Genomic DNA, 26250 nt, shown 5'->3' with positions numbered 1-26250 from the left:
GGTCCCGAACACCGGGTTCCGGGCACCCAGCCCACCCGTCCGGCCGGCGACGACTTGAGGAGACACCCGCATGGAGTTCCTTCGGCCCGCTACCTGGGACGAGGCACTCGCGGCGAAGGCTGAGTACCCGACCGCGCTGCCCATCTCGGGCGGTACGGACGTCATGGTCGAGATGAACTTCGACGTGCACCGGCCATCCGCGATTCTCGACCTGAACCGCATCACCGAGCTCACCGAATGGTCCAACGACGGCAGCGTCGTGCGGCTCGGCGCCTCGGTCCCCTACGCCCGGATCATCGACGAGCTGTCCGGTCCGCTGCCCGGCCTCGCGCTGGCGGCCCACACCGTCGGCTCGCCGCAGATCCGCAACCGGGGCGGTGTCGGGGGCAACCTCGGCGGCGCCTCCCCGGCCGGTGACGCGCACCCCGCGCTGCTGGCGGCCGGGCGGGACGTGTTCGTCGAAGCGGCCTCCGTGCGCGGCACCCGGATGATCCCGATCGACGAGTTCTACGTCGGCGTGAAGCGCAACAGCCTGGCGGCCGACGAGCTGATCCGGGCCGTGCACATCCCGGTCGCCGACGGCCCCCAGCAGTTCTCGAAGATCGGCACCCGCAACGCGATGGTCATCGCGGTGTGCGCCTTCGGCTTCGCCCTGCACCCCAGGACCGGCACCGTCGGCACCGGCATCGGCTCGGCCGCCCCCACTCCGCGCCGCGCCGTCGAGGCCGAGGAGTACCTCCAGGGCGTCCTCGCCGAGCGCGGCCTCTGGGAGTCCGGCGGCCTGCTGGGCACCGAGGTGATCCAGCGCTTCGGCGAGCTGGTGAAGGCCGCGGCCTCCCCCATCGACGACGTCCGGGGCACCGCCGAGTACCGGCGCCACTCCCTGGCCGTGATGGCCCGCCGCACCCTCACCTGGTGTTGGAACGACTACAGCAAGCAGATCAGGAGCGCGGCATGAGGGTCACTTTCACCGCCAACGGCAAGCCGGTCGAGGCCGACGACGTGTGGGAGGGCGAGAGCCTCCTGTACGTGCTGCGCGAGCGGGTCGGCCTGCCCGGCTCCAAGAACGCCTGCGAGCAGGGCGAGTGCGGCTCCTGCACCGTCTACCTCGACGGCGTGCCGGTCTGCTCCTGCCTGGTCGCGGCCGGCCAGGTGCAGGACCGCGAGGTCCGCACGGTCGAGGGCCTGGCCGACGAGAACGGCGAGCTCGGCCTCGTCCAGCAGGCGTTCATCGACGCCGGCGCCGTCCAGTGCGGCTTCTGCACCCCCGGCCTGCTGGTGCAGACCGACGCCCTGCTGGAGCGCGACGAGCAGCCCAGCGACAACGACATCCGCGAGGCGCTGTCGGGCAACCTGTGCCGTTGCACCGGCTACGAGAAGATCATGGACGCGGTGCGGCTCGCCTCCGCCCGCAAGTGCGCCGGTAAGGGGACTGCGGAATGAGCACGCGCACGATCCAGGGGCAGAAGAACCTCCAGAACATCGACCAGGCGTCCAAGGACGGCATCGGCGGCTCGCCGCTGCGCCCGGACGGCAACCTGAAGGTCAAGGGCGAGTTCGCCTACTCGTCCGACATGTGGCACGAGGACATGCTGTGGGGTATGGCGCTGCGCTCGCCGCACCCCCGGGCCAACATCCTCGGCGTCGACATCTCCGAGGCGCTCAAGGTGCCCGGCGTGTACGCCGTCCTCACCCACCAGGACATCCCGGGCTCGAAGTTCTACGGCCTGGAGATCCAGGACCAGCCGGCCCTCGCGATCGACAAGGTCCGCTACCACGGCGAGGCGATCGCGCTGGTCGCGGCCGACCACCCGGAGACGGCCCGCCGCGCGGTGAAGAAGATCAAGGTCGAGTACGAGGTGCTCACCCCGATCGTCACCGAGGAGCAGTGCCTGGACCCGGAGACCCACGGCTACGTGCACGAGCCGCACGAGTTCAAGTCGCACGGCTACGGCAACATCTGCCACGAGCAGAAGCTGGTCTCCGGCCTCGGCGTCACCGACGAGGTCCGCGCGCTCGCGGACGTCATCGTCAGCGGCGACTACGAGGTCGGCATGCAGGACCAGGCCTTCCTCGGCCCGGAGTCCGGCCTCGCCGTGCCCGCCGAGGACGGCGGCATCGACCTGTACATCGCCACCCAGTGGCTGCACGTCGACCGCGAGCAGATGGCCCCGGTGCTGGACCTGCCCGAGGAGAAGGTCCGGCTCACCCTCGCCGGTGTCGGCGGCGCCTTCGGCGGCCGCGAGGACATCTCGATGCAGATCCACGCGTGCCTGCTGGCGCAGCACACCGGCAAGCCCGTCAAGATCGTCTACGCTCGCGACGAGTCCTTCTACGGCCACGTGCACCGCCACCCGGCGAAGATGCACTACGAGCACGGTGTCACCCGCGACGGCAAGCTCGTCTTCGCCGACTGCCGGATCGTGCTGGACGGCGGCGCCTACGCCTCCGCCTCCCCGGCCGTCGTCGGCAACGCGGCCTCGCTCGGCCACGGCCCGTACGTGATCCCGAACGTCAAGATGCACGCCATCGCGCTCTACAGCAACAACCCGTCCTGCGGGGCGATGCGCGGCTTCGGCGCGGTGCAGGCCGCGTTCGGCTACGAGACGCAGATGGACCGGATCGCCGCCGAACTGGGCATGGACCCGGTCGAGTTCCGCCAGCTCAACGCCATGGCCGAGGGCGACTTCATGCCCACCGGCCAGCAGATCGACTCGCCGGCCCCGGTGGCCGACCTGCTCCAGCGGGTCAAGGACATGCCGCTGCCCCCGCCGCTGGACACCGCCCACCTGGACGTGCGCCAGCTGCCCGGCGCGCTGTCCAACACCTCGCACGGCGAGGGCATCGTGCGCGGCGTCGGCTACTCCGTCGGCATCAAGAACGTCGGCTTCTCCGAGGGCTTCGACGACTACTCCACCGCCCGGGTGCGCCTGGAGGTGATCGGCGGCGAGCCGGTCGCCATGGTGCACACCGCGATGGCGGAGGTCGGCCAGGGCGGCGTCACCGTGCACGCCCAGATCGCCCGCACCGAGCTCGGCGTCGAGCTCGTCACCATCCACCCGGCCAACACCGAGGTGGGGTCGGCCGGTTCGACCTCCGCGTCGCGCCAGACCTACATGACCGGCGGCGCCGTCAAGCTCGCCGCCGAGGCGGTCAAGCGCGCGCTGATCGACAAGGGTCGCCGCCGCTACGGCTGGCTGCACGACGACATCACCCTCGTCGGCGGCAAGGTCGTCTCCGAGGGCGCGGGTCCGCTGGTCTCCATGGTCGACCTGCTCGGCGACGAGGCCATCGACCTCACCCGCGAGCACCACCACCGCCCGACCCAGGCGTTCGACAAGGAGACCGGACAGGGCTTCGGCCACGTCCAGTACACCTTCTGCGCCAACCGCGCGGTCGTCGACGTCGACGTCGAGCTCGGCCTGGTCAAGGTGGTCGAGCTGACCGCCGTCCAGGACGTCGGCAAGGCGCTCAACCCGCTCTCCGTGGTCGGCCAGATCCAGGGCGGCTGCACCCAGGCGCTCGGCCTCGCCGTCATGGAGGAGATCATCGTCCGGGACGGGAAGGTGCGCAACGCCTCCTTCACGGACTACCTGATCCCCACCATCCTCGACACCCCGCCGATCCCGGTCGAGATCCTCGAACTGCCCGACCCCAACGCCCCCTACGGGCTGCGCGGCGTCGGCGAGGCCCCGACCGTCTCGGCCACCCCGTCGATCGTGGCGGCCATCCGCAACGCCACCGGCCTCGCGCTCAAGCGGATCCCGGTCCGCCCCGAGCACCTGACCACCGAACAGCCCGGCTGACCCCGGCCGTTCACCGGACGTCCCCGGGGCGGCGACCGTCTTCCCCGCCGCCCCGGGGCAGCACCACCCGGCACCACCCAGCACCACCAGCACCAACCCCCACCTCGCAGTTGAGGCGACTCCCATGCACCACAAGCCGATACGCGAACGCACTGTCCCGCTGCCTCTCCCACGCCGGGGTTCTGCAGCGGTGCGCACCACCTACGCACCGCCGGCACAGCCACAGAGTGCGCCCAGTGAGTCGATTAGTCCCCCTGCGCCGGATTCGTTGCCTGGCAGTCAGGTCGGCTCGCCCACCCCAACCCCCTTTGAACCTTGGGAGTGGACATGACCCGGATCCCCACGGAACCCGGCACCACCGAAGACAGACCCGCCGAGGACGACACCCCCACGTCGGTCCCGGCAGCACGGCCGAACAGCGCGCTCGACGCGTACTTCAAGATCTCGGCCCGGGGATCGACGCTCGCCAACGAACTACGCGGTGGTCTCACCACCTTCATGGCGATGGCGTACATCATCCTGCTCAACCCGCTCATCCTGAGCGGCGCGGACGTCACCGGCGTGAAGCTCGACCACGCGGCGCTGACCACCGCGACGGCCCTCGCGGCCGCCGTCACCACGATCCTCATGGGCGTGGTCGGCAACGTGCCGCTGGCCCTCGCCGCCGGCCTCTCCGTCTCCGGCGCGGTCTCCGCCCTGGTCGTCCCGCACACCACGTGGCCGCAGGCCATGGGCCTGTGCGTGATCTACGGCCTGCTGATCGTCCTGCTGGTCGTCTCCGGCCTGCGCGAGAAGATCATGAACGGCATACCCCTGCCGCTCAAGCACGCGATCACCATCGGCATCGGCCTGTTCGTCACCATCATCGGCCTCTACAAGGCCGGCTTCGTGCACACCGGCGGCCCCACCCCGCTGTCGCTGGGCCCCTTCGGCGAGCTCTCCGGCTGGCCCGTCCTGATCTTCTGCCTCACCCTGCTGACGATCTTCGTGCTGATGGCGCGCAACGTACGCGGCGCGATCCTGATCGGCATCGCCGGCGGCACCGTGGTCGCCATCGTCGTCAACAAGCTGGCCCACGTGCCGGCCAAGGCCTGGGCGAACTCCGTCCCGGTGTGGCCCGGCAGCCCGGTCGCCGCACCCGACTTCAGCCTCTTCGGCCACGTCGACCTCTTCGGCGCCTTCGGCGGCAAGGGCATGGGGGCGATCAGCGCCTCCGTCGCGGTCTTCACCCTCGTGCTCGCCGGCTTCTTCGACGCGATGGCCACCATCATCGGCGTCGGCACCGAAGCGGGCCTGGCCGACAAGCAGGGCCGCATGCCGGGCCTGTCCAAGGCCCTGTTCATCGACGGCGCCGGCGGCGCGGTCGGTGGCCTGGCCGGCGCCTCCGGCCAGACGGTCTTCGTCGAGTCCGCCACCGGCGTCGGCGACGGCGCCCGCACCGGCCTCGCCTCCACCGTCACCGGCGGCCTGTTCGCCCTGATGCTGTTCTTCTCCCCGCTGGCCGGCATCGTCCCGGTCGAGGTCGCCTCCGCCGCGCTCGTCGTCATCGGCTCGATGATGCTCAGCCAGGCCCGGCACATCGACTGGTCCGACCGCGAGGTCGCCATCCCGGCCTTCCTCACCTGCGTCCTGATGCCGTTCACCTACAGCATCACCGCGGGCGTGGCCGCCGGTGTCATCTCGTACACGGTCATCAAGGCCGGCCAGGGCAAGTGGCGCGAGCCCGGCGTCCTGATGTGGATCCTCACCGGCGTGTTCGTCGTGTACTTCGCGCTCTCGCCGATCAAGTCCTGGCTGGGCGTGCACTAGCCGCGGCGCGCGGGCGGCCAACTGCGGCACGGTGACCGCTCGCACACCAACGCCGCCGTACGGGATCGTTTCCCGTACGGCGGCGCCCCCGCTACTGTCGAAACGTGTAAGGAGCCTCCCGACATGCAGGACATCGCCGACCAGCTGCAGGCCTGGCACGCGTCCGGGCGCTCCTTCGCCGTGGCCACCGTCGTCGGCGTCTCCGGCAGCGCGCCCCGCGACCCCGGCGCCGCCCTCGCCGTCGACGCGGACGGCGAGGCGATCGGCAGCGTCTCCGGCGGCTGCGTCGAGGGCGCCGTGTACGAGCTGTGCCAGAGCGCCATCGCGAGCGGCGAACCCGTCCTCGAACGCTTCGGCTACAGCGACGAGGACGCCTTCGCCGTCGGCCTGACCTGCGGCGGGATCCTCGACGTGTTCGTCCAGCCGGTCGTGCCCGGGGCCGACCCCGGCCTCGACGCCGGCATCGCCCACATCGCCGCCGGCACGCCTGTCGCGCTCGCCCGGATCATCGCCGGGCCCGGCGGACTCGTCGGCGCGACGCTCGCCGTCACCGCCGACGGCGCGACCGGGGCACTGTCCCCGGCCCCCTCGACGGTCGGCGGGCTCCAGCGGGCCATCGTCGCCGAGGCCCGCGCCATGCTCGACGCCGGACGCACCGGCCGGATCGTCCTCGGCCTCGACGGCCGCCCCTGCGACGAGCACGACCAGGGCACCGTGACCTGCTTCGTCGAGTCCTACGTGCCCGCGCCGCGGATGATCGTCTTCGGCGCCATCGACTTCGCCGCCGCCGTCGTGCGGATCGGCCGCTTCCTCGGCTACCACGTCACCGTCTGCGACGCCCGGCCCGTCTTCGCCACCGCCCGGCGCTTCCCCGACGCCGACGAGGTCGTCGTCGACTGGCCCCACCGCTACCTCGACTCCCAGCTCGACCGGATCGACGGGCGCACCGTGCTCTGCGTCCTCACCCACGACGCCAAGTTCGACATCCCCCTGCTGGAGCGCGCCCTGCGGCTGCCCGTCGGCTACGTCGGCGCGATGGGCTCCCGCCGCACCCACCGCGACCGCAACGCCCGGCTGCGCGAGGTCGGCCTCACCGACGCCGAGATCGCCCGGCTGCGCTCCCCCATCGGCCTCGACCTCGGCGCCCGCACCCCCGAGGAGACCGCCGTCTCGGTCGCCGCCGAGATCATCGCCCACCGGCGCGGCGGCAGCTGCCTCCCGCTCAGCGCCGGCAGCGGGCCGATCCACCACGACGTGGCGGCGGAACCCGCGGACAGCCAGGCACCGCGCACGCACGCCGCCTGACGGGCGGGGGCGGCTCGCCGGCCGACGCCGACGGGCGCCGGCTGACGGACCGGCTCAGCGCACGACGCGGTAGGCCTCGAAGACCTGCGGCGGGTCGGCCGGGATGCCGACGTCCTGGAGGATCGGCCGCAGCACCTCGGCGAAGCGGTCGAACGCCTCGCGGCTCTCCCACACGTCGGTGACGTGCCAGCCGGTCGCCGTCGGACCGGCCACGTGCGACACGATGCCCGCGACGGGCAGGTCGGACGGCAGGTTGAAGCCGGTGGTGCTGCCGGTCAGGGCCTTGATCACCCCGTCGTACTGGGCCTGGGTCACACCGGGGATGTCGAAGGTCACAACGATCGCCATAGCGGGCTCCTTCTCGGCTGGGCAGTGGCCCAACCAGTGCAGCCCGCCACGCCCGCCGCGGCCACCCACCGGCCGCCACGCGGGTGACGTTGCGGCCCCTGGTGGCCGGCGCGAGGCTGGAGTTGCGGACTCACCCCGAGCCCGGGCAAGGAGCACCTGCCATGCGCGTCCTGCTGGACATCGAAATCGACACCGCGACCACGAACAAGCTGATCGCCGACGGCACGGTCGGCGAGAGGTTCGAACGGATCATGGCCGCCCTCAAACCCGAAGCGGCCTACTTCTTCAACCGCAACGGCCACCGCGCCCAGATCATCGTGGTCGACGTCCCGGACGAGGCCGCCCTGCCGTCCATCTGCGAACCGTTCTGGCTGGAGTTCAACGCGACCGTGCAGACCCACATCTGCATGAACCCCGACGACCTGCGCGAGGGGCTGTCGCGGCTGGGGCGCTAGCGGCCGGCGGCCGGCCCGGTCCGCTCAGTCGGACAGCGCGAGCTTCAGCCCGAACCCCACCACCACCGTGCCCGTCACCCGGTCCATCAGCCGGCGCGCCGACGGACGGCGCAGCCAGCCGCGCACCACCTGCGCGAAGCCCACCAGGACCGCCGACCACAGCCCGCCCTCCACGACGTGGACGCAGGTCAGAGCCACCCCGGCGGCGAAGTGCGGCGCCCCCGACGGGATGAACTGCGGCAGCACGGCGACGTAGAAGACCCCGACCTTCGGGTTCAGCAGGTTGGTCAGCGCACCCCGCCGCCACCCGTACCGGAACCCGCCCCGCGCCGGCGCCTCCTCCTCCGCGGCCTGCACGCCGCGGCTGCGCAGCATCCCGACGCCCATCCACACCAGGTACGCGGCCCCGCCCCAGCGCAGCACCTCGTACGCCACCTGCGAGGCGGTCAGCAGCGCCGTGACCCCGGCCGACGTGAGCGTCCCCCAGACCAGCGTCCCCGTCTGGATCCCGAGCACGACCCCCCACGCCTGCCGCCGCCCCGCCAGCGCGGACGTCCGCAGCACGAGCGCGGTGTCCAGTCCGGGCGTGAGCGTCAACAACCCCACGACGAGGGCGAAGGACCACAGGGCAGTCGTCATCTCCATGGGCCGCCATGGTACGGACGAACCACGACGGCTTGCGCGGGTACCCCCTGCACACATGGCAGACCAGCACACCGCCGCCGGCACCGCCGACCTCGCCGCCCGGTCGCAGCGCACCTGGGACGAACCCTTCTTCACTGCCGTCCATCGCCCGGTCGGGACTGCGACCACAGACGACGTCTGGGCCGACACAGCCGTGGCGTATGCGCGCGCCAGGCAAGAGCGCGAACGGACACGGGAATCGAGCAGGACGTAAACCCTCCGTCACCCGCGATCCTCCGCCGTACTGGCAGGACCAGGCCGCGATGTGCGGTGCGCACCCGCTGTCGCAGACCCGTACCGGCCTCAGGTCACGTTCAGGCGGGCGGCCAGGCGCAGGAGGGCGGGGCTGAGGCGGCTGAGGAGGCGGGCGGCCTTGGCCTCGGGGGTGACGGGGACGACGGGCTTCTTCGTGCGGACGGCCTGGAGGATCGCGGCGGCCACCTTCTCCGGCGGGAAGCCGCGGCGGGCGTAGAGCCGGGCGGCGCGGGCCTGCTTGGCGGCCTGCTCGTCGGCGGTGGTGGCGGAGAAGGTCGAGGTGCGGGTGATGTTGGTGTTCACGATGCCGGGGCAGATCGTGGAGACCCCGATGTCGTGGGACGCGAGGTCGGCGCGCAGGCAGTCGGAGAGCATGAACACCGCGGCCTTGCTGGTCGCGTACGCGGTGAGCGCCTTGGACGGCAGGTAGGCGGCGGCCGAGGAGACGTTGACGATGTGGCCGCCCTCGCCGCGCTCGGCCATCAGGGCCGCGAAGGCGCGGCAGCCGTGGATGACACCCCACAGGTTGACGTCCAGCACGCGCCGCCACTCCTGCTCGGTGGTCTGCAGGAACGTCCCGGAGTGGCCGATGCCCGCGTTGTTGACCACGACGTCGGGCACGCCGTGCTCGGCGGCCACGGCCTTCGCGAAGGCGTCCACCGCGGCGCCGTCGGCGACGTCCACCCGGTAGGCGTGGGCCTGCGGGCCGATGAGGGAGGCCAGTTCGGCGGTGCGCTCGGCCGCGGCGAGGTCGAGGTCGCACACCACCACCCGGGCGCCGTCCTCGGCGAAGGCGAGCGCGGTGGCCCGGCCGATGCCGCTGCCGCCGCCGGTGACGACGATCAGCGGGCCGTCGCCCTTCGCCGGACGCCCGTCGCCCGCCTCCGCCTTCGCCGTGAACTCGCGGACCATACCGGCCACGTGCGCTCCCTTCTCCAGCAGCGCCGACCAGTGGCCGGCCCGCAGCGTCCGTCGGGTGAGGTTCGGGGCCCAGCGCTCCAGGCCCTCGGAGAGGTAGGTGCCGACGTAGCGGTCCCGGGTGAGGGTCACCAGCTGGACCGGCACCTCGGTCGGCCGCTCGCGCGGACTGCCCAGCGCGGAGCGGAAGTTGGCCCGGTACAGCTCGATGCCGCGCACCGCGTCCCGGCGCAGGCCCGGCTGCGGGTGGCCCGGGCGGGGGGTGACGTGCTCCAGGTCGCGCAGCACCCGCGGCCACGCGCGGGCGAGGCCGAGGCGCCACACGCCCGGGCCGAGGAACGGCAGGTGGAACGCGGTGATGTACCAGGAGTGCAGGCCCTGGTGGAGCAGCTGCCCGAGGTGGCGCGGGGTGGGGCGGCGCAGCCGGTGGCGCAGCCAGTACCCCATGTGGTCGAGGCAGGGCCCGGACATCGTCGTGTAGGACGCGATCCGGGCCTCCGCGCCGGGCGAGGTGACGGCCTCCCAGGACTGGACCGAGCCCCAGTCGTGGGCGACGACGTGCACCGGGCGCCCGGGGCTGACCGCGTCGGCGACCGCGAACAGGTCGTCGGCGAGCTGCTCCAGGCGGTAGCCGTCGCGGGTCGCGGGGGCGCCGGAAGCGCCGGCGCCGCGGACGTCGTAGCGCACCACGTGGTGGTCGCGGGCGAGGTCGTCGGCGACGTCGTCCCAGACGGCGTGGGTGTCGGGGTAGCCGTGCACGAGGAGGACGGTGGGGGCGTCCGGGTCGCCCTGCTCGTAGACGGCGAGCGGCAGGCCGCCGGAGCGGACGGTCCGGCGGGTCTTCGGGCTCTCGCTCATCGGGCTCTCGCTCATCGGGCGGTCTCCAGGGCGGTGGGCTCGGGCGTGGGCTCGGAGGTGGGGTCGGACGTGGGCGCGGACTGGAACGTGGGCCCGGACGTCCAGCGGCGGACGTGCGGCAGGTCGTCGTCGAGCCAGTAGGCGTCGTCCTCGGTGACGACCAGCAGCTCCTCGAACTTGATGCCCACGCCCCGGAAGGCGATGTGCGGCTCCACCGCCCACAGCCCCGGGGTGGGCGCGTGCCGCGACGAGCGGCCGTCCGCCCACAACGGCGAACGGCCGTGCAGGCGCTCGGAGACCAGCTCGCGGCCGAGGGTCTGCAGGGTGCGCACGCCGAAGCCGAAGACGGTGACCCCGGCCGGGCCGCGCGCGGTCGTCCTCGTCACCTGGTGGCCGATCACCCGGCCAGGGTAGACCCGGTGGCGGTTGTCGTAGCCGTGCTCGGCGAGCTGCGCGTCCACGGCCGCGTACACCTCGTCCAGCGGGCGGCGGGCCCGCACCTCGGCCAGGATCAGCTCCCGGTAGACCCGCAGGTCGGCCGCGAGGCGGTCCCAGACCGGGTTCTCCCCGACCTTGCCGCCGTAGCCGATGTCCGCCGTGTAGCCGTCGACGATCGGCGCGCAGTCGAGGACGTACGGCATGCCCTCCTCCAGGCGGCGGTTGCCCGCGAAGAACTGCAGCGGGGTGCGGAAGTGCCGGAACGCCGTCCGGTCGCCGAACCACGCGAACGGGACGTGGAAGAAATCCTGGACCCCGGCCGCCACCAGGCGCCGGCGCAGCTCGGCGGTGGCCTGCCGCTCGGTGACGCCCGGCTCGATCCAGGCGGCGACCTCCTCGGCGCAGTCGTAGGCGAGCTGCTGCGTCTCGCGGAACCGGGCGAGGTCGGGCTCGTCGTACGGGAAGGACGGGGTCGGTTTCGCCGTCGGGGGCAGCTTCGCCGTCGGGGGCATCGGGGCTCCTTCTGCAGGTCGAGCACGCTCGTGGGGGGCGCCTGGGGGTCAGGGGTCCGGCTAGAGGTCCAGGACGAGGGTCTCGCCCTCGGCGGCCCGGGAGACGCAGGGCAGCAGGGCGCCGGCGGCCCGCTGCTCGGGGGTGAGGCGGCGGTCCCGGTGCTCGGGGCCGCCGGCCAGCACGCGGACCTCGCAGGTGCCGCAGAAACCCTGGTGGCACGAGTACGGGAGGTCCGGCCGGGCCTCGCGCAGCACGTCCAGGGCGGACCGGTCGGCCGGCACGTCGAGCGCCGGACCGTCCGCGCCGAGCCGCACCGTGAAGGGCTTGCCGCCGGTGATCGGGGCGGCCCCGAAGCGCTCGAAGTGCAGGGCCCCGGCCGGGGACCAGTCCAGCGCCCGCTGGACGGAGGCCAGCATCGGGGCCGGCCCGCAGCAGTAGACGGCCGCGCCGCGCGGGGCGTGCGCGAGCAGCTCGTCGCCCGTCGGGACGCCGCCGTGCTCGTCGTCGGAGCGCAGCACGACCCGGCGCGGGTCGAGGGCGCGCAGCTCGTCCGCGTACGGGAGGGTGTCGGCACTGCGGCCGACGTGGACGAGCCGCCAGTCGAGGCCGTGGCGCTGCGCCTCGCGGGCCATGGGGAGGAGGGGGGTAATGCCGATGCCGCCGGCGAGGAGAAGGACGGTGGGCTCGGCGCAGAACGCGAAGCCGTTGCGGGGGCGGCGGGCGGTGAGGCGGGTGCCGCGGTGGAGGGTGTCGTGGATCTCGACGGACCCTCCGCCGCCTCCGGGGAGCCGGCGGACGGCGATCCGGTAGGTGGCGGGGTCGGCGGGGTCGCCGCTGAGGGAGTAGTGGCGCTCGCGGCCGGAGGGCAGGGCGAGCCGCAGGTGGGCGCCGGGCTGCCAGCCGGGCAGCGGGCCGCCGGAGGGGTCGGCCAGCGTCAACTCGACGACGTCGGTGGCGAGTTCGCGGCGGGCGGCGACGACCAGTTGCAGCAGCGGGGTGGGCCGGCTGAGCGGGCGGCGGGGGTTGCGGCGCAGCAGCGGGCCGCCGAGGGCCGGGGAGTAGCGGTCGCCGAAGGCGGTCAGCCGCCGCATGAAGCCGTCGGCGCCGGGGCGGCCGTAGAGGTCGGGGGGCGGGTTGAGCAGGTCCATCCGGCGGGCTCCTTGGCGTCGGTGCGGGCGGGGGCGGGCGGGCGCGCGCGGGGGGCGGCTGGTGGCTCGTGGCGGGCAACCGCCGACGGCTGACGGCTGACAACTTTCAGATTTCAGATAACAGATAACGTTTTCTGTTATCTGTTATCTGAAATCTGTCGGCCGTCACCTGTCAGCCACCCCCGTCACCCGCTCCCCGCCACCGCCACCGCCGCGGCGCGGGCGGCCGGGGAGGTCGCGAGGTAGCCGAGGGCCTGGCTGGAGGAGCCCTCCTGGGTCGGGTGGTAGCCGGGCTTGAGGTAGCGCAGGCCCGAGCGGATCGAGTTGACCGGGTCGGGCAGCAGCCCGCGCTTGGCGATCCGGCCGGCCTCGCGCCAGGTGGGCTTGATCCGCCCGCCCAGGGTGGGGTCGGCGGCGAGCATGAACCGGGCGCCGCGCACCCACAGGTGCACCAGCAGCGGCCCGGAGACGGCCATCCCGCGGATCCGGCGCAGGTAGCCCGGGTCGAGGTGGACCATCAGGTCGTAGGCCACACTGCGGTGTTCGACCTCCTCGGCGCCGTGCCAGCGCAGCAGGTCGAGCATCGTCGGGTCGGCCTTGGCGCGGTCCAGGCCGGGCGAGTTGAGCACCCAGTTGCCGAGGAAGGCGGTGAAGTGCTCGATGGCCGCGATGAACGCGACGCGCTCGATGATGTTCTCGCGCCGCCGGGCGGGCGACAGGCCGGGCTTGTCGCCGAGCACGCGCCGGAACAGCCAGGCGATCTGCCGCACGTACGGACGCGGGTCGAGCCCCTGCCCGAGGAGGTGGTCGAGGACCTCCTGGTGCGCCTCCGCATGGATGGCCTCCTGGCCGATGAACCCGAGCACCTCCTCGCGCAGTTGCTCGTCCCGGATCAGCGGCAGCGCCTCCTTGAACACCTTGACGAACCAGCGCTCCCCCTCGGGCAGCAGCAGGTGCAGCACGTTGATGACGTGGGTGGCCATCGGCTCGTCGGGGATCCAGTGCAGCGGGAGGGCGGCCCAGTCGAAGCGGACGTCCCGGGGCTCCAGGACGAGGCTCTCGTGCACGCGGGCCGCAGGGGCGGCGAGGGCGGGAACGGGGGTGGATCGGGGCATGGCGGGCCCTCCTGACCTGGGGGCGGCGGCTCGGGGCGGCGGCTCGACTCAGGGAAACGTACTCGCGGGTAGCGACGGGGACAAGGGTTTCGGCGGCTCTTATCGACATCGAGTCTAATAAGTGATGTGCGCCGGAGAACGCCCCGGGAAACGCGCGGAGCCCCACCGGTTCTCCGGTGGGGCTCCGTCGAACGGACCGCGGCGCTCAGACCGCCATCGCCAGCATCACCGGCGCCGCCCGGGCCGCGAGCAGTTCGGCCGCCGCCCTGAGCCGGTGCACGTTGTCCACCGGCATCGACATCGCCAGGCAGCCGACCGTGCTGCCCGCCGTCACCGGGACGGCCGCGCACACCGTGCCGAGCGCGTACTCCTGGATGTCCAGCACCGGGACGGTGGCCGGCTGCCGCTCCAGACGGTGCATCAGCTGGTCGGCGTCGGTGACGGTGCGGGAGGTGAGCCGGGCGACCGGGTGGCGGGAGAGGTGGTCGCGCCGGCCGTCCGAGTCGAGCTGGCTGAGCAGGCACTTGCCGATCGCGCTCGCGTGCGCGGTGGCCCGGAAGTCCACCCACTCGTGCACCGGCGGGGCGTACTCGGACGAGGAGACCGCCTCGACCGTCAGCTCCCCGTCGTGGTAGCGGCCGAAGTACACGGCGGCGCCCAGCTCGTCGCGGATCTCGGCGAGCTTGCGGTTGAGCCGGGCGCGGACGAGCTGCTCCCGGTTGTGCTGGCCGAGCAGCGCGAAGGTGCCGCCGAGCACCCAGCCGCCGTCCTGGCACTGGAGGTAGCCCTCGATCTCCAGGATCTCCGCGAGCCGGCGCACGGTGGGCAGCCCGAGCGAGGTCTCCCGGGCGAGGGCGACCAGGGTGGCGCCGTCGGAGTGCCGGTCGACGGCTTCCAGCAGTCTGAGGGCGTGCTGCAGGGAGGTGAACGGACCGGGCAGTCCCTGGTCCAGCGCGGCGTGACGACCCGGGGCTGGTGTCGACATGTCGTCCCCTTCCGATGTCCCCCACGGAGCGACCGCGGGCGTCCTCCAGCCTATCGACCCGAAGGCTCCGGCAACTGCTCTCCGTGAATATTCCGTGCAGCTCCGTATTCACGGATTTGCCGGGCGGCGCACGGAGGCACGCGGGGGCGGAAAACGCCGCGACGGGCCCTCCCCCACTGCCCAGGGGGAAGGCCCGTCGTGCGGCCGCCGGGGTGCGGGCCCCGGCGGCCGGTGAGGGTGGAGGAGGAGCGGAGGGGGGCGGAGCCCGCGTCAGCCCTCGTCGCCCGCGCGGAGCTTGGCGACGGCCGCCTCCAGGCGGGCGCCGTACTCCTCGTCGGCGGCGTGGAAGTGGGCCAGGTTCTTCTCGACGACGTCGTCGCGCGTCACCTGGGCCAGGAAGCCCGCGATGTTGTCGATCAGGCGGGTCTTCTCGCCGGCCGACATGAGGCGGTAGAGCTCGCCGGCCTGGAAGAAGTCGTCGTCCTTGGTGTGGGCCGGCGTGGTGTAGGTGCCGGTGTGGCCGTCCAGCTTGACCGGCGCGGCGAGCGCGTTGTCGGTCTGGGCCGGGCCGTCGTACGAGTTGGGCTCGTAGTTCTTGGCGCGGCCCGCGCTGTTGGCGGCCATGAAGCCGTCGCGGCCGTAGTTGTTGGCCTCGGTGGCGCGCGGCGCGTTGACCGGCAGCAGGGTGTGGTTGACGCCGAGGCGGTAGCGCTGGGCGTCGGCGTAGGCGAACAGGCGGCCCTGGAGCATCTTGTCCGGGGACGGGCCGATGCCGGGCACGAAGTTGTTCGGCGAGAACGCGGACTGCTCGACGTCGGCGAAGACGTTCTCCGGGTTCCGGTTGAGCACCAGGCGGCCGACCTTGACCAGCGGGTAGTCGGCGTGCGGCCACACCTTGGTGAGGTCGAAGGGGTTGAAGCGGTAGTCCGCGGCCTCGGCGACCGGCATCAGCTGGACGTAGAGGGTCCAGGACGGGAACACGCCGCGCTCGATGGCCTGGTGGAGGTCGCGCTGGTGGGAGTCGGCGTCGGCGCCGAGCACCTCGGCGGACTGGTCGCCGTCCAGGGAGCGGATGCCCTGGTTGGTCTTGAAGTGGTACTTCACCCAGTACGCGTCGCCGTTGGCGTTGACCCACTGGTAGGTGTGGGAGCCGTAGCCGTTCATGTGGCGGTAGGAGGCCGGGATGCCGCGGTCGCCGAACAGCCAGGTGATCTGGTGGGTGGAGGCCGGCGAGTGGGCCCAGAAGTCCCAGACGTTGTCGGCCTCCTGCACGCCCGTGTACGGGTCGCGCTTCTGCGAGTGGATGAAGTCGGGGAACTTCACCGGGTCCTTGATGAAGAAGACCGGGGTGTTGTTGCCGACGAGGTCGTAGTTGCCCTCGCCCGTGTAGAACTTCAGCGCGAAGCCGCGCGGGTCGCGCACCGCGTCGCTGGAGCCGAGGGCGCCGGCCACGGTGGAGAAGCGCAGGAAGACCTCGGTGCGCTTGCCGACCTCGGAGAGGAAGTCCGCCCGGGTGTACTGCGAGACCTCGTCGGTGACCTCGAAGTAGCCGTAGGCGCCGGAGCCGCGGGCGTGCACCACGCGCTCCGGGATGCGCTCGCGGTTGAAGCGGGCGAGCTTCTCCAGCAGCTGCTGGTCCTGGATCAGCAGCGGGCCGTACTCGCCGGCCGAGGCCGAGTTCTGGTTGTCGGCGACCGGGGCGCCGGACTCCGTGGTCAGGATCTTGGACATGGAGGGGTCCTTCAGGTGTCGGAACAGGCGGTGCGTGACGAGGGGAGGAGGTGGACCGGGCGGGGGCTCAGACGCCGAGCAGGCGCCAGAGCGCCGAGCGGCGCCGCGAGGAGTGCTCGCCGTCGGGGCCGTCGGACGGCTGGAGCGCGGCGACGGCGGCGGTGGCCGCGGCCGGGTCGGCCAGCGGGCGGGCGGCGGTCAGCGCGGCGGCCTCGTCGGCGCTCAGGCCTGCCTCGGCGAGCGCGGCGGCGGCCTCGGCGGCCGGGACGGCGTTGAACCAGCGCAGCGCGAGGGCCGCGCGGCCCGCCTCGGTGAGCCGGCCGGTGAGGCGCAGGCGGGCGAGGCCGCCGTCCGGGTAGACGTTGATGCGCACGTGGGTCACCGGTCGGCCGACGTCGAGCCGGAAGCGGTGGCGGGTGTCGGGCTGCAGGCGGGTGCGGGGCAGGATCTCGAACCACTCGCCGTCCGCGCCCTCGGAGGGGTTCCCGCCCGTGGAGGCGTCGAAGCCGACGAGGTCGGCCCAGCCGGGGGCATTGGCGACGAAGTGGGTGGTGTCCACCTCGGCGGCCAGGACCTCACCGCCCCCGGCCAGGGCGATCTGCACCCAGTCGTTGGCCTTGTCGCGCCGACGCCGGGTCTCCCAGCCCTCGCCCATGACGGAGGCGCGACCGGGAGCGTTCAGGTTGTGCGGGGAGGAGAAGTAGCGGTCGGACGCCGCCTCGGCCACGCCGCCGTACTCCTGGGCGGCGAGGTCGAAGGTCAGGCCGTCGAGCTCGCGCGGGTCGGGCAGCACCTCGCCGTGCACGCGCAGGCGGGCGACGCCGCCGTCCGGGAAGATGCTCAGGCGCACGTGGGTGTAGCGGGTGTCGTCCTCGACGGCGAACTCGTGGACGGTGTCGCCCTTGAGCGCGGTGCGCGGCACCAGCGTCGTCCACTCGGCGGCGGCGACCTCCTCGGGCGAGGGCCGGCCCGGTACGGACGCGGCCTCGACGCGGGCGCTCTCCGGGTAGTTGCCGGTGAAGTGGGCGGTGTCGACGATCACGCCGCGGATCACGCCGCCGGTGCCCAGCCGGACGATCGTCCAGTCGTGGTCCTGGTCGGTGGGGTGCGGCTGGTCGGCCGAGACGCCGCGGCGGCGCTTGGACTCCCAGCCGTCCATGATCTGGCCCTTGTGGCCGAAGGTGTGCGGGCGGAACTCGGCGGGCTTGGCGACCAGCAGGTTCTCGGCGTCGGCGAAGGTGTCCTCGTTGGTGGCGACGACGCCCGCGCCCAGCAGCCGGGAGGCCAGGTTGACCAGCTCTGTGAAGGGAGCGCTCGGGGTGTCGGCGGTGGTCACGTCGTCTCCTCGGTTCGAGTCGGTGCGAGTCGGTGCGGGTGGGTGCGGGCCGGGCGGCGCGGGTCAGTTCGACCCGGGCGGGGCGGCCGCGGGGGCGGCCGGGCGGGCCAGCTGCCGGCCGAACGGCTCGGCGGCGGTGTCCACGACCCGGCCGCGCAGCCAGGTGGTGCGCACGGCGCCGGCCAGGGTCAGCCCGGCGTACGGGGTCACGGGGTTGCGGTGGTGCAACTCGTTGGCGTGGACGGCGAATTCGCCGTCCGGGTCGAAGGCGACCAGGTCCGCGTCGCGGCCCACCTCGATGGCGCCCTTGGTGGCGCTCAGGCCGGCCAGCTCGGCCGGTCCGGAGGCCATCCAGCGGACGACGTCGCCGAGGGTGTGGCCGCGGCGGCGGGCCTCGGTCCAGACGGCCGGCAGGCCGAGCTGGAGGGAGGCGATGCCGCCCCAGGCCGCGGCGAAGTCGCCGCTGCCGCCGTGCGCGGGCAGCAGCTTGAGGTCGGGGGTGGACGGCGAGTGGTCGGAGACGACGGCGATGAACTCGCCCGCCGCCAGGGCCGCCCACAGCGCGTCGCGGTTGGACTCGTCGCGGATCGGCGGGCAGCACTTGAACGCGGTGTCGCCGTCCGGCACCTGCTCGGCCGCGAGGGTCAGGTAGTGCGGGCAGGTCTCCGCGGTCACCCGCACGCCGTCCTCGCGGGCCTGGCGCAGCAGCGGCAGGACGGCGGCGGAGGACACGTGCAGGATGTGGACGCGGGCGCCGGTGCGCCGGGCGGTGTCGAGCAGCCGGGCGACGGCCGCGGTCTCCGCGTCGGCGGGGCGGGAGGCGAGGAAGTCCCGGTAGTGGACGCCGGGTTGCTGCGGGGCGGCGGCGAGGACGGCGGGGTCCTCGGCGTGGATGATCGCGAGGGCGCCGATCCGGGCCTGCTCGGCCAGGGCGGTCTCCAGGTCGGCCGCCTCGACGTGCGGGAACTCGTCGACGCCGGAGGGGGCGAGGAAGCTCTTGAAGCCGAACACGCCCTCGCGGTGCAGGGGTTCGAGGTCGGCGGCGTTGCCGGGGATGGCGCCGCCCCAGAAGCCGAGGTCGACCCAGGTCTGGCCCTCGGCGGCCTTCCGCTTGACGGCCAGTCCGTCCACGGTGGTGGTGGGCGGGACGGAGTTGAGCGGCATGTCGATGATCGTGGTGACGCCGCCGGCCGCGGCGGCCCGGGTGGCGGTGGCGAAGCCCTCCCACTCGGTGCGGCCGGGCTCGTTGACGTGCACGTGGGTGTCGACCAGGCCGGGGAGCAGCGCGGTGTCGCCGAGGTCGACGAGCCGGCGGTCACCGGCGAGCAGCGAGCCGTGCGCGGCGATCTGCGCGATCTTCCCGTCCCGGATCAGCACGTCCGCGGGGCGCTCGCCGTCGGGCAGGACCACCCGCCGGGAGCGGATCACCGTGGGCTGGCTGACAGGCATGGGGGACCTCCGAAACCTGGGAGTTGGGGGTGCGGGGACGCCGGACCGGCCGGGGTGGGCGGTCGTCCGGGGCGCTCGGAGAAGGAGGGAACCGAAGGATTGCCGGGAGCCTAGGCCCGCCTTCAACAAAACGTCAATGGAGGAACGTACGAGTGTTCGCGCGCCCTGGCCGCCACGCGTACGCGGGTGCACGGCTCAGCCGCTCAGCAGTGCCCCGGCCAGCCGCTCCCCCGCGGTCTCGGCCAGTTCGGCGGCCTTGGTCATGCTGTCGCCGGGCTGTTCGGCCAGGTCGGTGAGGGCGATCGCGGTGGTGAAGCCGGCCGAGCGCCACTCGCTCTCCGACAGTTCCAGCCGCCCCGCCACAGCGGCCACCCGAACCCCCGCCCGAGTGGCCGCCGCGGCGACGCCGGCGGGGGCCTTGCCGTGGAGCGTCTGCGCGTCCAGGCAGCCCTCGCCGGTGACGACGAGGCGTGCCCCACGCACGGCCTCGTCGAAACCCAGCAGTTCGAGCAGCAGCTCGATACCGGGTCGCATGGTGGCGCCGAGCAGGGCGAGGGCGGCGAAGCCCACCCCGCCCGCGGCCCCGGCGCCGGGGGCCTCGCGCACGTCCCGCCCGGCGGCCTCGGCGACCTTGTCCGCGAAGCGGGTCAGGCCTTCCTCCAGGACCACCAGGTCGTCGCCGTCCGCGCCCTTCTGCGGGCCGTAGACGGCGGTGGCGCCGCGCGGGCCGAGCAGCGGGTTGTCGACGTCGCAGGCCACGACGACCTCGACGCCGGCCAGCACGTCGGCCAGCGGGCCGAGGTCGATCGTCGCGAGCCTGCGCAGCGCGGCGCCGCCGGGCGCGAGTTCGTTGCCGTCCGCATCGCGCAGGCTGACGCCGAGCGCCTGGACCATGCCGGCGCCGCCGTCGGTGCAGGCGCTGCCGCCGAGGCCGAGCACGATCCGCTTGGCGCCGAGCGCGACCGCCCGGCCGATCAGCTGGCCGACGCCGAAGGAGCCGGCCGCGAGCGGGGCGGTGCGCCCGCCGGGGAGCCGGGCCAGGCCGGAGGCCTGCGCCAGTTCGACCACGGCGGTGTCGTCCCGCACCGCGAGCGCGGCGTCCACCGGCAGGCCGGTGGGGCCGGCCACCTTGGCCGGGACGCGGGTGAAGCCGGCCGCGAGCGCGGCGGCCAGGGTGCCCTCGCCGCCGTCGGCGACGGGCAGTTCGCGCACCTCGGTGCCGGGCGCGGCGCGGCGGATGCCGGCGGCGATCCGGGCGGCGACCTCGGCGCCCTCCAGGGTGCCCTTGAACTTGTCGGGAGCTACGACCACATGGCCCTGGTGGGGGGTGGCGGGCATGGCGCGGTCCTCTCCGTACGGGTGCGGCTGGTTCTTCAAGCTTGGGCCCGGGCGGCCCGGGGGTGCCATCCCCTGCCCGGACGATGCCGGTCAGGGCCGGCACTGAGCTGGGCTGCCCCGGAGGGCGGCCCCCTCCCGCCGTTCCCCTCGTCCCGCTTCCGACGTACGAGGGGCTCCCCTCGGCAGGGAGGGGGCCGGGCGACGCGTCACTGGCACGACCGAAGTGCCCCCGACAGGGAGGACGCGTCACCGGCTGGGTCGACCGGCAGGCGGGCGGATGAGCCCCGGCCCGGCTGCCGGTCGGGCCTGGCCTCCTGGTGGCGCGGGCACGACCGGATAGGTACACGCCACCAGGAGGAGTCTGTGCGGGCTCCCCGGGGGGAGCCCGGCGGGTTACTTGACCTCGCGGCCCGAGAGCCGCTCGACGCCGCGCAGCAGCGCCGAGTGGTCGAGCGAGCCGTCGCCGTTGGCGCGGGCGGAGGCGACCAGCTGGGCCACCACGGCGCCGACCGGCAGCGCGGCACCGACGGCGCGGGCGGCGTCGGTGACGATGCCCATGTCCTTGTGGTGCAGGTCGATCCGGAAGCCCGGGGCGAACTCGCGGTTGAGCATGTTCGCCTTCTTGCGGTTGAGCACGGTCGAGCCGGCCAGGCCGCCGCCGAGCACGTCCAGCGCGGCGGCGAGGTCGACGCCCGCGTTCTCCAGGAAGACCACGGCCTCGGCCAGGACCTGGATGTTGACGGCCACGATCAGCTGGTTGGCGGCCTTGACGGTCTGGCCGGCGCCGGCCGGGCCGACGTGGACCACCGTGGTGCCGAGGGCGTCGAACAGCGGCTTCGCCTCGGCGAAGTCCGCGGCCTCGCCGCCGACCATGATGGACAGGACGGCCTCGACGGCACCGGCCTCGCCGCCGGACACCGGGGCGTCCAGGGCGCGCACGCCGTTCTCCACGGCGGCCTTGCCGACCTTGATGGAGGTCTGCGGGGTGATCGAGGACATGTCGATCACGAGGGTGCCGGCCTTCACGTTCTCCAGCACGCCGCCCTCGCCGAGGATGACCGCCTCGACGTGCGGGTCGGCCGGGACCATGGTGATGACGACCTCGGCGTCCTTGACGGCCTCGGCGATGCTGGTGGCACCCCGGCCGCCGGCCGCGACGACGGCGTCGATCGAGTCCTGGGAGAGGTCGAAACCGGTGACGTCGTGCCCGGCCTTGACCAGGTTGATGGCCATGGGCTTGCCCATGATGCCGAGGCCGACGAAGGCGATCTTGCGGCTCATCGCGTCGTTCCTTTGTACGTAGGTGGGGAGGGCCGGGTGGCCGGCCCGCGGGACGGGCCGGGGCGCGCTCGCGGCGCGGCGCGCCCGGTGGCGCGGTGCCGCCTCGCGGCGCGGCGCTACTTCGCGGCGCGCAGCTCGCGCGGCAGCCACCCGAAGCTGTCGGCGCTGACGCCGGTGGAGGGGCGGTACTCCAGGCCGATCGAGCCGGTGTAGCCGGCGGCGGAGAGGCGGGCGAAGAGGTCCTCGAAGTCCAGCTCTCCGGTGCCGGGCTCGTTGCGGCCCGGGTTGTCGGCGATCTGCACGTGGCCGATGCGGTCGGCGTAGGTGTCGATGACGGCAGCCAGGTCCTCGCCGTTCTTGGCCAGGTGGTAGAGGTCGCAGAGGAACTTGGCGTTGCCGAGCCCGGTGGCCGCGTTGACCTTGTCGACGATCTCGACCGCGGCGGGGGCCGACACCAGCGGGTAGTCCGGGGACTCGACCACGTTGAGGGCCTCGATCAGCAGGATCGCGCCGATCTCGTGCGCGGCCTTCGCGGCCAGCACCAGGTTCTCCAGCGCGAGCGCGTCCTGCTCGGCCGGGTCCACGCCCTCGACCCGGTTGCCGTACAGCGCGTTGAGCGCGGTGGCACCGAGCGAGGCGGCGAGCTCGGCGGCGACCGGGACGTTGGCCCGGAAGCGCTCCTTGTCGGCCGGCACCGAGACCGTACCGCGGACGCCCTTGCTCAGGTCGTCCAGGAAGTTGAGGCCGGTGAGCCGTACGCCCGCGTCGGTGAAGGCCTTGCGGAGCGCGTCCTGCTCGGCCTGCGAGGGGGCGTGCTCCTCGCCGAAGGGCCACCACAGCTCGGCGGCCGTGAAGCCGGCGGCGGCGGCAGCGGCAGGGCGCTCCAGCAGCGGGAGCTCACCGAACAGGATCGACAGGTTGACCGTGAAGCTGTGCCGGGAAGCTGCCGTCACGTCACTCACCTCTCACTCTCTTCCGACATCCTCAACTTCCACAATCCGGAAGAGGGATTCTGCGTGGTGGAAGCATCTCCGCCCCGCCGATCGACTGTCAAGGCCGCCGCAACAATTTGTTGAAGTGGCCCGGAAACCCCTCCGGGAGGGGCCCGGCGCTGTCCGATCACCCAGGGCCTGCCCCGCCCCACCCCCGCTCGCTACAGTGAGCGGGTGCGATTGATGGTGGAGTTCACGACAGAACCGTTCGAGCTGGACACGTTCCCCGAGCACGCCGCGGCGGCCCGCAAGGTCGTCGACGAGGCCGGCCTGGCCGTCTCGGTCGGCCCCTTCGGGACCGGCGCCGAGGGCGAGGCCGACCAGGTCCTCACCGCGGTGACCAGGCTGCTCCGCGAGACCCTGGACGCCGGCGCGACCCGGATCTCGGTCCAGGTCAGCGTGCTGGGCGACGGCGAGGGCAACGGCGGCGCGGTGGCCGACGCGACGCGGGAGGAGGGCGGTACGCCGTGACCGAGCACGTGGAACACCCGCTCGCCGCGGCCGTCAAGCCGCTGCTGGACGCGGTCGGCGCGACGCCCGTCCCGCTGGGCGAGGCGAAGGCCGAGGACGTCGTCCTGGAGTGGGAGGGCGCCCCGGCGCTCGCCGTCCGGCTGCCGCACCTGAGCAGCGCGCTGGACCGGCTGCTGGCCGAGATGACCCGCCAGTTCGACGGCCGCCCGCTGGCCGAGCTCGACCGCTGGGAGAAGCAGCGGGTCGTCGCCCTCCTGGAGGAGCGCGGCGCCTTCACCGTCCGCCACGGGGTCGAGACCGTCGCCTCGGCGCTCGGCGTCAGCCGCTTCACCGTGTACAACTACCTCAACCGCCAGGACGGCTCGAAGTCCTCCTGAGGCGCCCGTGGGCACCGCCGGCGGAACCCTCCCAAAACGGGCAGCCCCGCCGGTGCGTTCCAGTGTGGGCCGCCCTCCGGCGGGGCACACTTGGCGAATCGCACACGAAACGGCCCGGCAACACGGGCCCGCCCAAAACGTAACCACCAACCGTTAAACAAAGTGTTGACGGCCGGGTGGGGCCGATCTAGCTTGTGCGGGTGGCACCACTCTTCAGGAGGTCCACCTGTGACCAACCACCCCCACGCCCTCGACGCCCTCGCGGCGGCCGACGCCGCCGAGCTTGAGGCGATCCTGCTGGAGATCTGCTCCAGCCCCCGCTGGGCCGCCGCCGTCGCGGAGGCCAAGCCCTGGTCGGACCGCAGCGCCCTGCTCGCCGCGAACGCGGCGGCGATGCGGTCGCTGACGGTCGCGGACCTGCACGACGCGATGGCCGGCCACGCCCGGATCGGCAAGCCCAAGGCGGGCGACGCCACCTCCGAGCGCGAACAGGCCGGCATCCACGGCGTGGACCAAGCGCTCCTCGACGAACTGCACGAGGCCAACGCCGCCTACGAGGCGAAGTTCGGCCACGTGTTCCTGATCTGCGCGACCGGCCGTACCGCGGCCACCATGCTCGCCGCCCTGCGCGAGCGCCACCCCAACGACCCCGCCGCCGAGGCGGAGATCGTCCGGGGCGAGCTGCGCAAGATCAACGACATCCGCATCAACCGGCTGCTCGACGAGTCCTGAGCCGGTTCTGACGTATCGTCAGTTCCGTTTCCCGGCACGATCCACGACCGACCCGACGGATCTTCGTTTCTGACGATTCGTCAGATCATCGCGAGGCCGCGCCGCGCTCGGCGAAGCAACCCCACATCTGCCATCAGTAAGGTCACTTCACCCATGACTGGCATCTCCACCCACGTGCTCGACACCAGCCTCGGCCGCCCGGCCGAGGGCGTCCCGGTCGAGCTCGCACTGCACACCGAGGGTGGCTGGAAGGTGCTCGGCACCTCTGCCACGGACTCCGACGGCCGGGCCAAGGACCTGCCGGCCGTGGAGGCGGGCTCGGTCGTCCGGCTGCTCTTCGACACCGCCGCGTACTACGCGCGGCGGTCCGCGGAGACGCCGTTCTTCCCCGAGGTCTCGATCGTCTTCACGGTCGCGCCCGCGCAGCACCACTACCACGTGCCGCTGCTGCTGAACCCGTTCGGATACTCGGTCTACCGCGGAAGCTAGTAGACCGACCTGGAAGCTCAAGGAGCCAAAGTCATGGCCCACGTGCTCGGTCAGAACCAGTACGGCAAGGCGGAGAACCGCATCGTACGCGTCTACCGCGACTCCACCCGGCACGAGATCAAGGACCTGAACGTCTCGGTCTCCCTCCAGGGCGAGTTCGAGGACGTCCACCTCACCGGTTCCAACGCCAACTGCCTCCCCACCGACACCACCAAGAACACCGTCTACGCCTTCGCCAAGGAGTACGGGATCGAGTCGGCCGAGGCCTTCGGCATCATCCTCGCGCGGCACTTCGTCGACGACACCGAGCGCGGCGTCGTCCACAGCGCCCGCATCCGGATCGAGGAGTACTCCTGGGACCGGATCAAGACCCCGGACAGCTCGGCCCGCTTCATCGGCTCCGAGGAGGTCGGCCACTCCTTCGTCCGCACCGGCCAGGAGACCCGCACCACCGAGGTCGTCTACGACGGCGAGACCGTCCAGGTCATCTCCGGCCTCAAGGACCTCATCGTCATGAACTCCACCAACTCGGAGTTCTGGGGCTACATCAAGGACAAGTACACCACCCTGCAGGAAGCCTACGACCGGATCCTCGCCACCCAGGTGACGGCCCGCTGGAAGTACGGCTACAGCGGCCGCGACGGCGAGGCCCAGCCCAACTGGAACCGCTCCTACACCCACGTGAAGCGGCACCTGCTGGAGGCCTTCGCCGAGACCTACTCCTACTCGCTGCAGCAGACCCTGCACTCGATGGGCACCCGGGTCCTCAACAACCGTGCCGAGGTGGACGAGGTCCGCCTGGAGCTGCCCAACAAGCACCACTTCCTCGTCGACCTGGAGCCCTTCGGCCTCAAGAACGACAACGAGGTCTACTACGCCGCGGACCGCATGTACGGCCTCATCGAGGGCACCGTGCACCGCGAGGGCGTCGTCCCGGTCATCCCGGTCGTCTGACCTCCCCCACCATGGACACCGCCCGGCATCGCCGCACCCTCCGGCCCTCATCGGCCGGCCGAGTCCGGGCGGTTCGCACCACCTCCGGCACCACCCCTTGCAGCACCTCCAGCACCACCCTTGTCACTACCTGTTCCACGTGTTTCTCCACCCCCACCCACCGGAGTTCGTGCCTGCCTCACGGCGGCCGGCCCGGGGCACTGGAGAGGCCGGCCGAGGGACCCTTGCACCGCCGTCCCGCCCTCGGTCAGGGAAGTATCCGGCAGTCTCCAGCGCCACGGGCGCGCCGGGAGCCGCGGGCACAAGAGGGGCTCGACATGGCACCCAGCAACACCAGCACCACCGACGGCGGTTCCACCCCTGCAAGATCTTCCGGTCCCGGCCGGGGTCCCGGGCGGCCCCGGACCCCCCCCCGCCCCGGTACCCCACCCCGGGAAGAAGGTCATGGCCCCGTGGTGCGCCG

General features: G+C 72.9%; 23 protein-coding genes and 1 pseudogene. 11 read left to right on the top strand and 13 right to left on the bottom strand.

Annotated elements, in window-relative coordinates:
* The first annotated feature begins 70 nt into the window (after positions 1-70).
* From ACFV4G_RS08430 to ACFV4G_RS08410, 5 genes are all read left to right on the top strand, one after another.
* The gene (locus ACFV4G_RS08430) at positions 71-958 is read left to right on the top strand and encodes an FAD binding domain-containing protein (protein WP_380437853.1); all 888 of its coding nucleotides are present in this window, start codon (positions 71-73) and stop codon (positions 956-958) included.
* Positions 955-1443: a (2Fe-2S)-binding protein gene (locus ACFV4G_RS08425; protein WP_380437851.1), complete on the top strand. Its 489-nt coding sequence runs from the start codon at positions 955-957 to the stop codon at positions 1441-1443. Before ACFV4G_RS08430 ends, ACFV4G_RS08425 begins: the two co-directional genes overlap by 4 nt.
* Positions 1440-3806: a xanthine dehydrogenase subunit D gene (pucD, locus tag ACFV4G_RS08420; protein ID WP_380437849.1), complete on the top strand. Its 2367-nt coding sequence runs from the start codon at positions 1440-1442 to the stop codon at positions 3804-3806. The genes ACFV4G_RS08425 and pucD overlap by 4 nt, the downstream gene beginning before the upstream one ends.
* Positions 3807-4133: 327 nt before the next feature.
* Positions 4134-5615: an NCS2 family permease gene (locus ACFV4G_RS08415; RefSeq protein ID WP_380437847.1), complete on the top strand. Its 1482-nt coding sequence runs from the start codon at positions 4134-4136 to the stop codon at positions 5613-5615.
* A gap of 123 nt (positions 5616-5738) precedes the next feature.
* On the top strand, positions 5739-6920 hold the full coding sequence (locus tag ACFV4G_RS08410; protein WP_380437845.1) for an XdhC family protein: 1182 nt from the start codon (positions 5739-5741) through the stop codon (positions 6918-6920).
* Positions 6921-6974: 54 nt separating this feature from the next.
* On the opposite strand, the gene ACFV4G_RS08405 is transcribed toward ACFV4G_RS08410, so the two are convergent.
* On the bottom strand, positions 6975-7268 hold the full coding sequence (locus ACFV4G_RS08405; protein ID WP_380437843.1) for a hypothetical protein: 294 nt from the start codon (positions 7266-7268) through the stop codon (positions 6975-6977).
* Positions 7269-7429: 161 nt separating this feature from the next.
* On the opposite strand from ACFV4G_RS08405, the gene ACFV4G_RS08400 reads away from it, so the two are divergent.
* Positions 7430-7723: a hypothetical protein gene (locus ACFV4G_RS08400; RefSeq protein ID WP_380437841.1), complete on the top strand. Its 294-nt coding sequence runs from the start codon at positions 7430-7432 to the stop codon at positions 7721-7723.
* A 24-nt stretch (positions 7724-7747) separates the two neighbouring features.
* On the opposite strand, the gene ACFV4G_RS08395 is transcribed toward ACFV4G_RS08400, so the two are convergent.
* The 12 genes and pseudogenes from ACFV4G_RS08395 to ACFV4G_RS08340 form a co-directional block, all read right to left on the bottom strand.
* Entirely contained in the window at positions 7748-8368 is a 621-nt protein-coding gene (locus ACFV4G_RS08395; RefSeq protein ID WP_380437839.1) for a LysE family translocator, read from the bottom strand.
* A 342-nt stretch (positions 8369-8710) separates the two neighbouring features.
* The gene (locus ACFV4G_RS08390) at positions 8711-10453 is read right to left on the bottom strand and encodes an SDR family oxidoreductase (protein ID WP_380437837.1); all 1743 of its coding nucleotides are present in this window, start codon (positions 10451-10453) and stop codon (positions 8711-8713) included.
* Positions 10450-11388 (bottom strand): M24 family metallopeptidase, encoded by a 939-nt coding sequence (locus ACFV4G_RS08385; protein WP_380437836.1) that lies wholly within the window; start codon positions 11386-11388, stop codon positions 10450-10452. Before ACFV4G_RS08385 ends, ACFV4G_RS08390 begins: the two co-directional genes overlap by 4 nt.
* 60 nt (positions 11389-11448) lie before the next feature.
* Positions 11449-12537: a PDR/VanB family oxidoreductase gene (locus ACFV4G_RS08380; RefSeq protein WP_380437834.1), complete on the bottom strand. Its 1089-nt coding sequence runs from the start codon at positions 12535-12537 to the stop codon at positions 11449-11451.
* 185 nt (positions 12538-12722) lie between these two features.
* Positions 12723-13652 (bottom strand): metal-dependent hydrolase, encoded by a 930-nt coding sequence (locus ACFV4G_RS08375; protein ID WP_380437832.1) that lies wholly within the window; start codon positions 13650-13652, stop codon positions 12723-12725.
* Between the two features lie 205 nt (positions 13653-13857).
* Entirely contained in the window at positions 13858-14637 is a 780-nt protein-coding gene (locus tag ACFV4G_RS08370) for an IclR family transcriptional regulator (protein WP_380437830.1), read from the bottom strand.
* A gap of 270 nt (positions 14638-14907) precedes the next feature.
* Positions 14908-16368, bottom strand: a complete 1461-nt coding sequence (locus ACFV4G_RS08365; protein ID WP_380437828.1) for a catalase — start codon at positions 16366-16368, stop codon at positions 14908-14910.
* A 280-nt stretch (positions 16369-16648) separates the two neighbouring features.
* Positions 16649-17704: pseudogene (alc, locus tag ACFV4G_RS08360) on the bottom strand (allantoicase); the annotation flags it as partial.
* Positions 17705-17767: 63 nt separating this feature from the next.
* Positions 17768-19153 (bottom strand): allantoinase AllB, encoded by a 1386-nt coding sequence (gene allB, locus ACFV4G_RS08355; RefSeq protein ID WP_380437826.1) that lies wholly within the window; start codon positions 19151-19153, stop codon positions 17768-17770.
* A 195-nt stretch (positions 19154-19348) separates the two neighbouring features.
* Positions 19349-20491 (bottom strand): glycerate kinase, encoded by a 1143-nt coding sequence (locus tag ACFV4G_RS08350; protein WP_380437824.1) that lies wholly within the window; start codon positions 20489-20491, stop codon positions 19349-19351.
* Between the two features lie 393 nt (positions 20492-20884).
* Positions 20885-21772 carry a 2-hydroxy-3-oxopropionate reductase gene (locus ACFV4G_RS08345; protein ID WP_380437822.1) on the bottom strand — a complete coding sequence of 296 codons (888 nt, stop codon included), beginning with the start codon at positions 21770-21772 and terminating at the stop codon, positions 20885-20887.
* 116 nt (positions 21773-21888) lie between these two features.
* The gene (locus ACFV4G_RS08340; RefSeq protein ID WP_380437820.1) at positions 21889-22734 is read right to left on the bottom strand and encodes a hydroxypyruvate isomerase family protein; all 846 of its coding nucleotides are present in this window, start codon (positions 22732-22734) and stop codon (positions 21889-21891) included.
* 213 nt (positions 22735-22947) lie between these two features.
* Here ACFV4G_RS08340 and ACFV4G_RS08335 point away from each other — a divergent pair, with 213 nt between their 5' ends.
* The 5 genes from ACFV4G_RS08335 (at position 22948) to pucL (ending at position 25787) form a co-directional block, all read left to right on the top strand.
* The gene (locus ACFV4G_RS08335; RefSeq protein ID WP_380437953.1) at positions 22948-23235 is read left to right on the top strand and encodes a thiamine-binding protein; all 288 of its coding nucleotides are present in this window, start codon (positions 22948-22950) and stop codon (positions 23233-23235) included.
* Positions 23232-23612: a helix-turn-helix domain-containing protein gene (locus ACFV4G_RS08330; protein ID WP_359957717.1), complete on the top strand. Its 381-nt coding sequence runs from the start codon at positions 23232-23234 to the stop codon at positions 23610-23612. The genes ACFV4G_RS08335 and ACFV4G_RS08330 overlap by 4 nt, the downstream gene beginning before the upstream one ends.
* A gap of 228 nt (positions 23613-23840) precedes the next feature.
* Positions 23841-24344 carry a 2-oxo-4-hydroxy-4-carboxy-5-ureidoimidazoline decarboxylase gene (gene uraD, locus ACFV4G_RS08325; protein WP_380437818.1) on the top strand — a complete coding sequence of 168 codons (504 nt, stop codon included), beginning with the start codon at positions 23841-23843 and terminating at the stop codon, positions 24342-24344.
* A 153-nt stretch (positions 24345-24497) separates the two neighbouring features.
* Positions 24498-24833 (top strand): hydroxyisourate hydrolase, encoded by a 336-nt coding sequence (gene uraH / locus ACFV4G_RS08320; RefSeq protein WP_380437816.1) that lies wholly within the window; start codon positions 24498-24500, stop codon positions 24831-24833.
* Between the two features lie 33 nt (positions 24834-24866).
* Complete coding sequence (gene pucL, locus ACFV4G_RS08315) at positions 24867-25787, top strand: factor-independent urate hydroxylase (protein ID WP_380437814.1); 921 nt, start codon at positions 24867-24869, stop codon at positions 25785-25787.
* Positions 25788-26250: the final 463 nt, after the last annotated feature.

Origin of the sequence: Kitasatospora sp. NPDC059747 (assembly GCF_042732955.1) — a bacterium.
Taxonomy (GTDB): Bacteria; Actinomycetota; Actinomycetes; order Streptomycetales; family Streptomycetaceae; genus Kitasatospora.
This window is presented reverse-complemented; position numbering and strand designations above follow the sequence as displayed.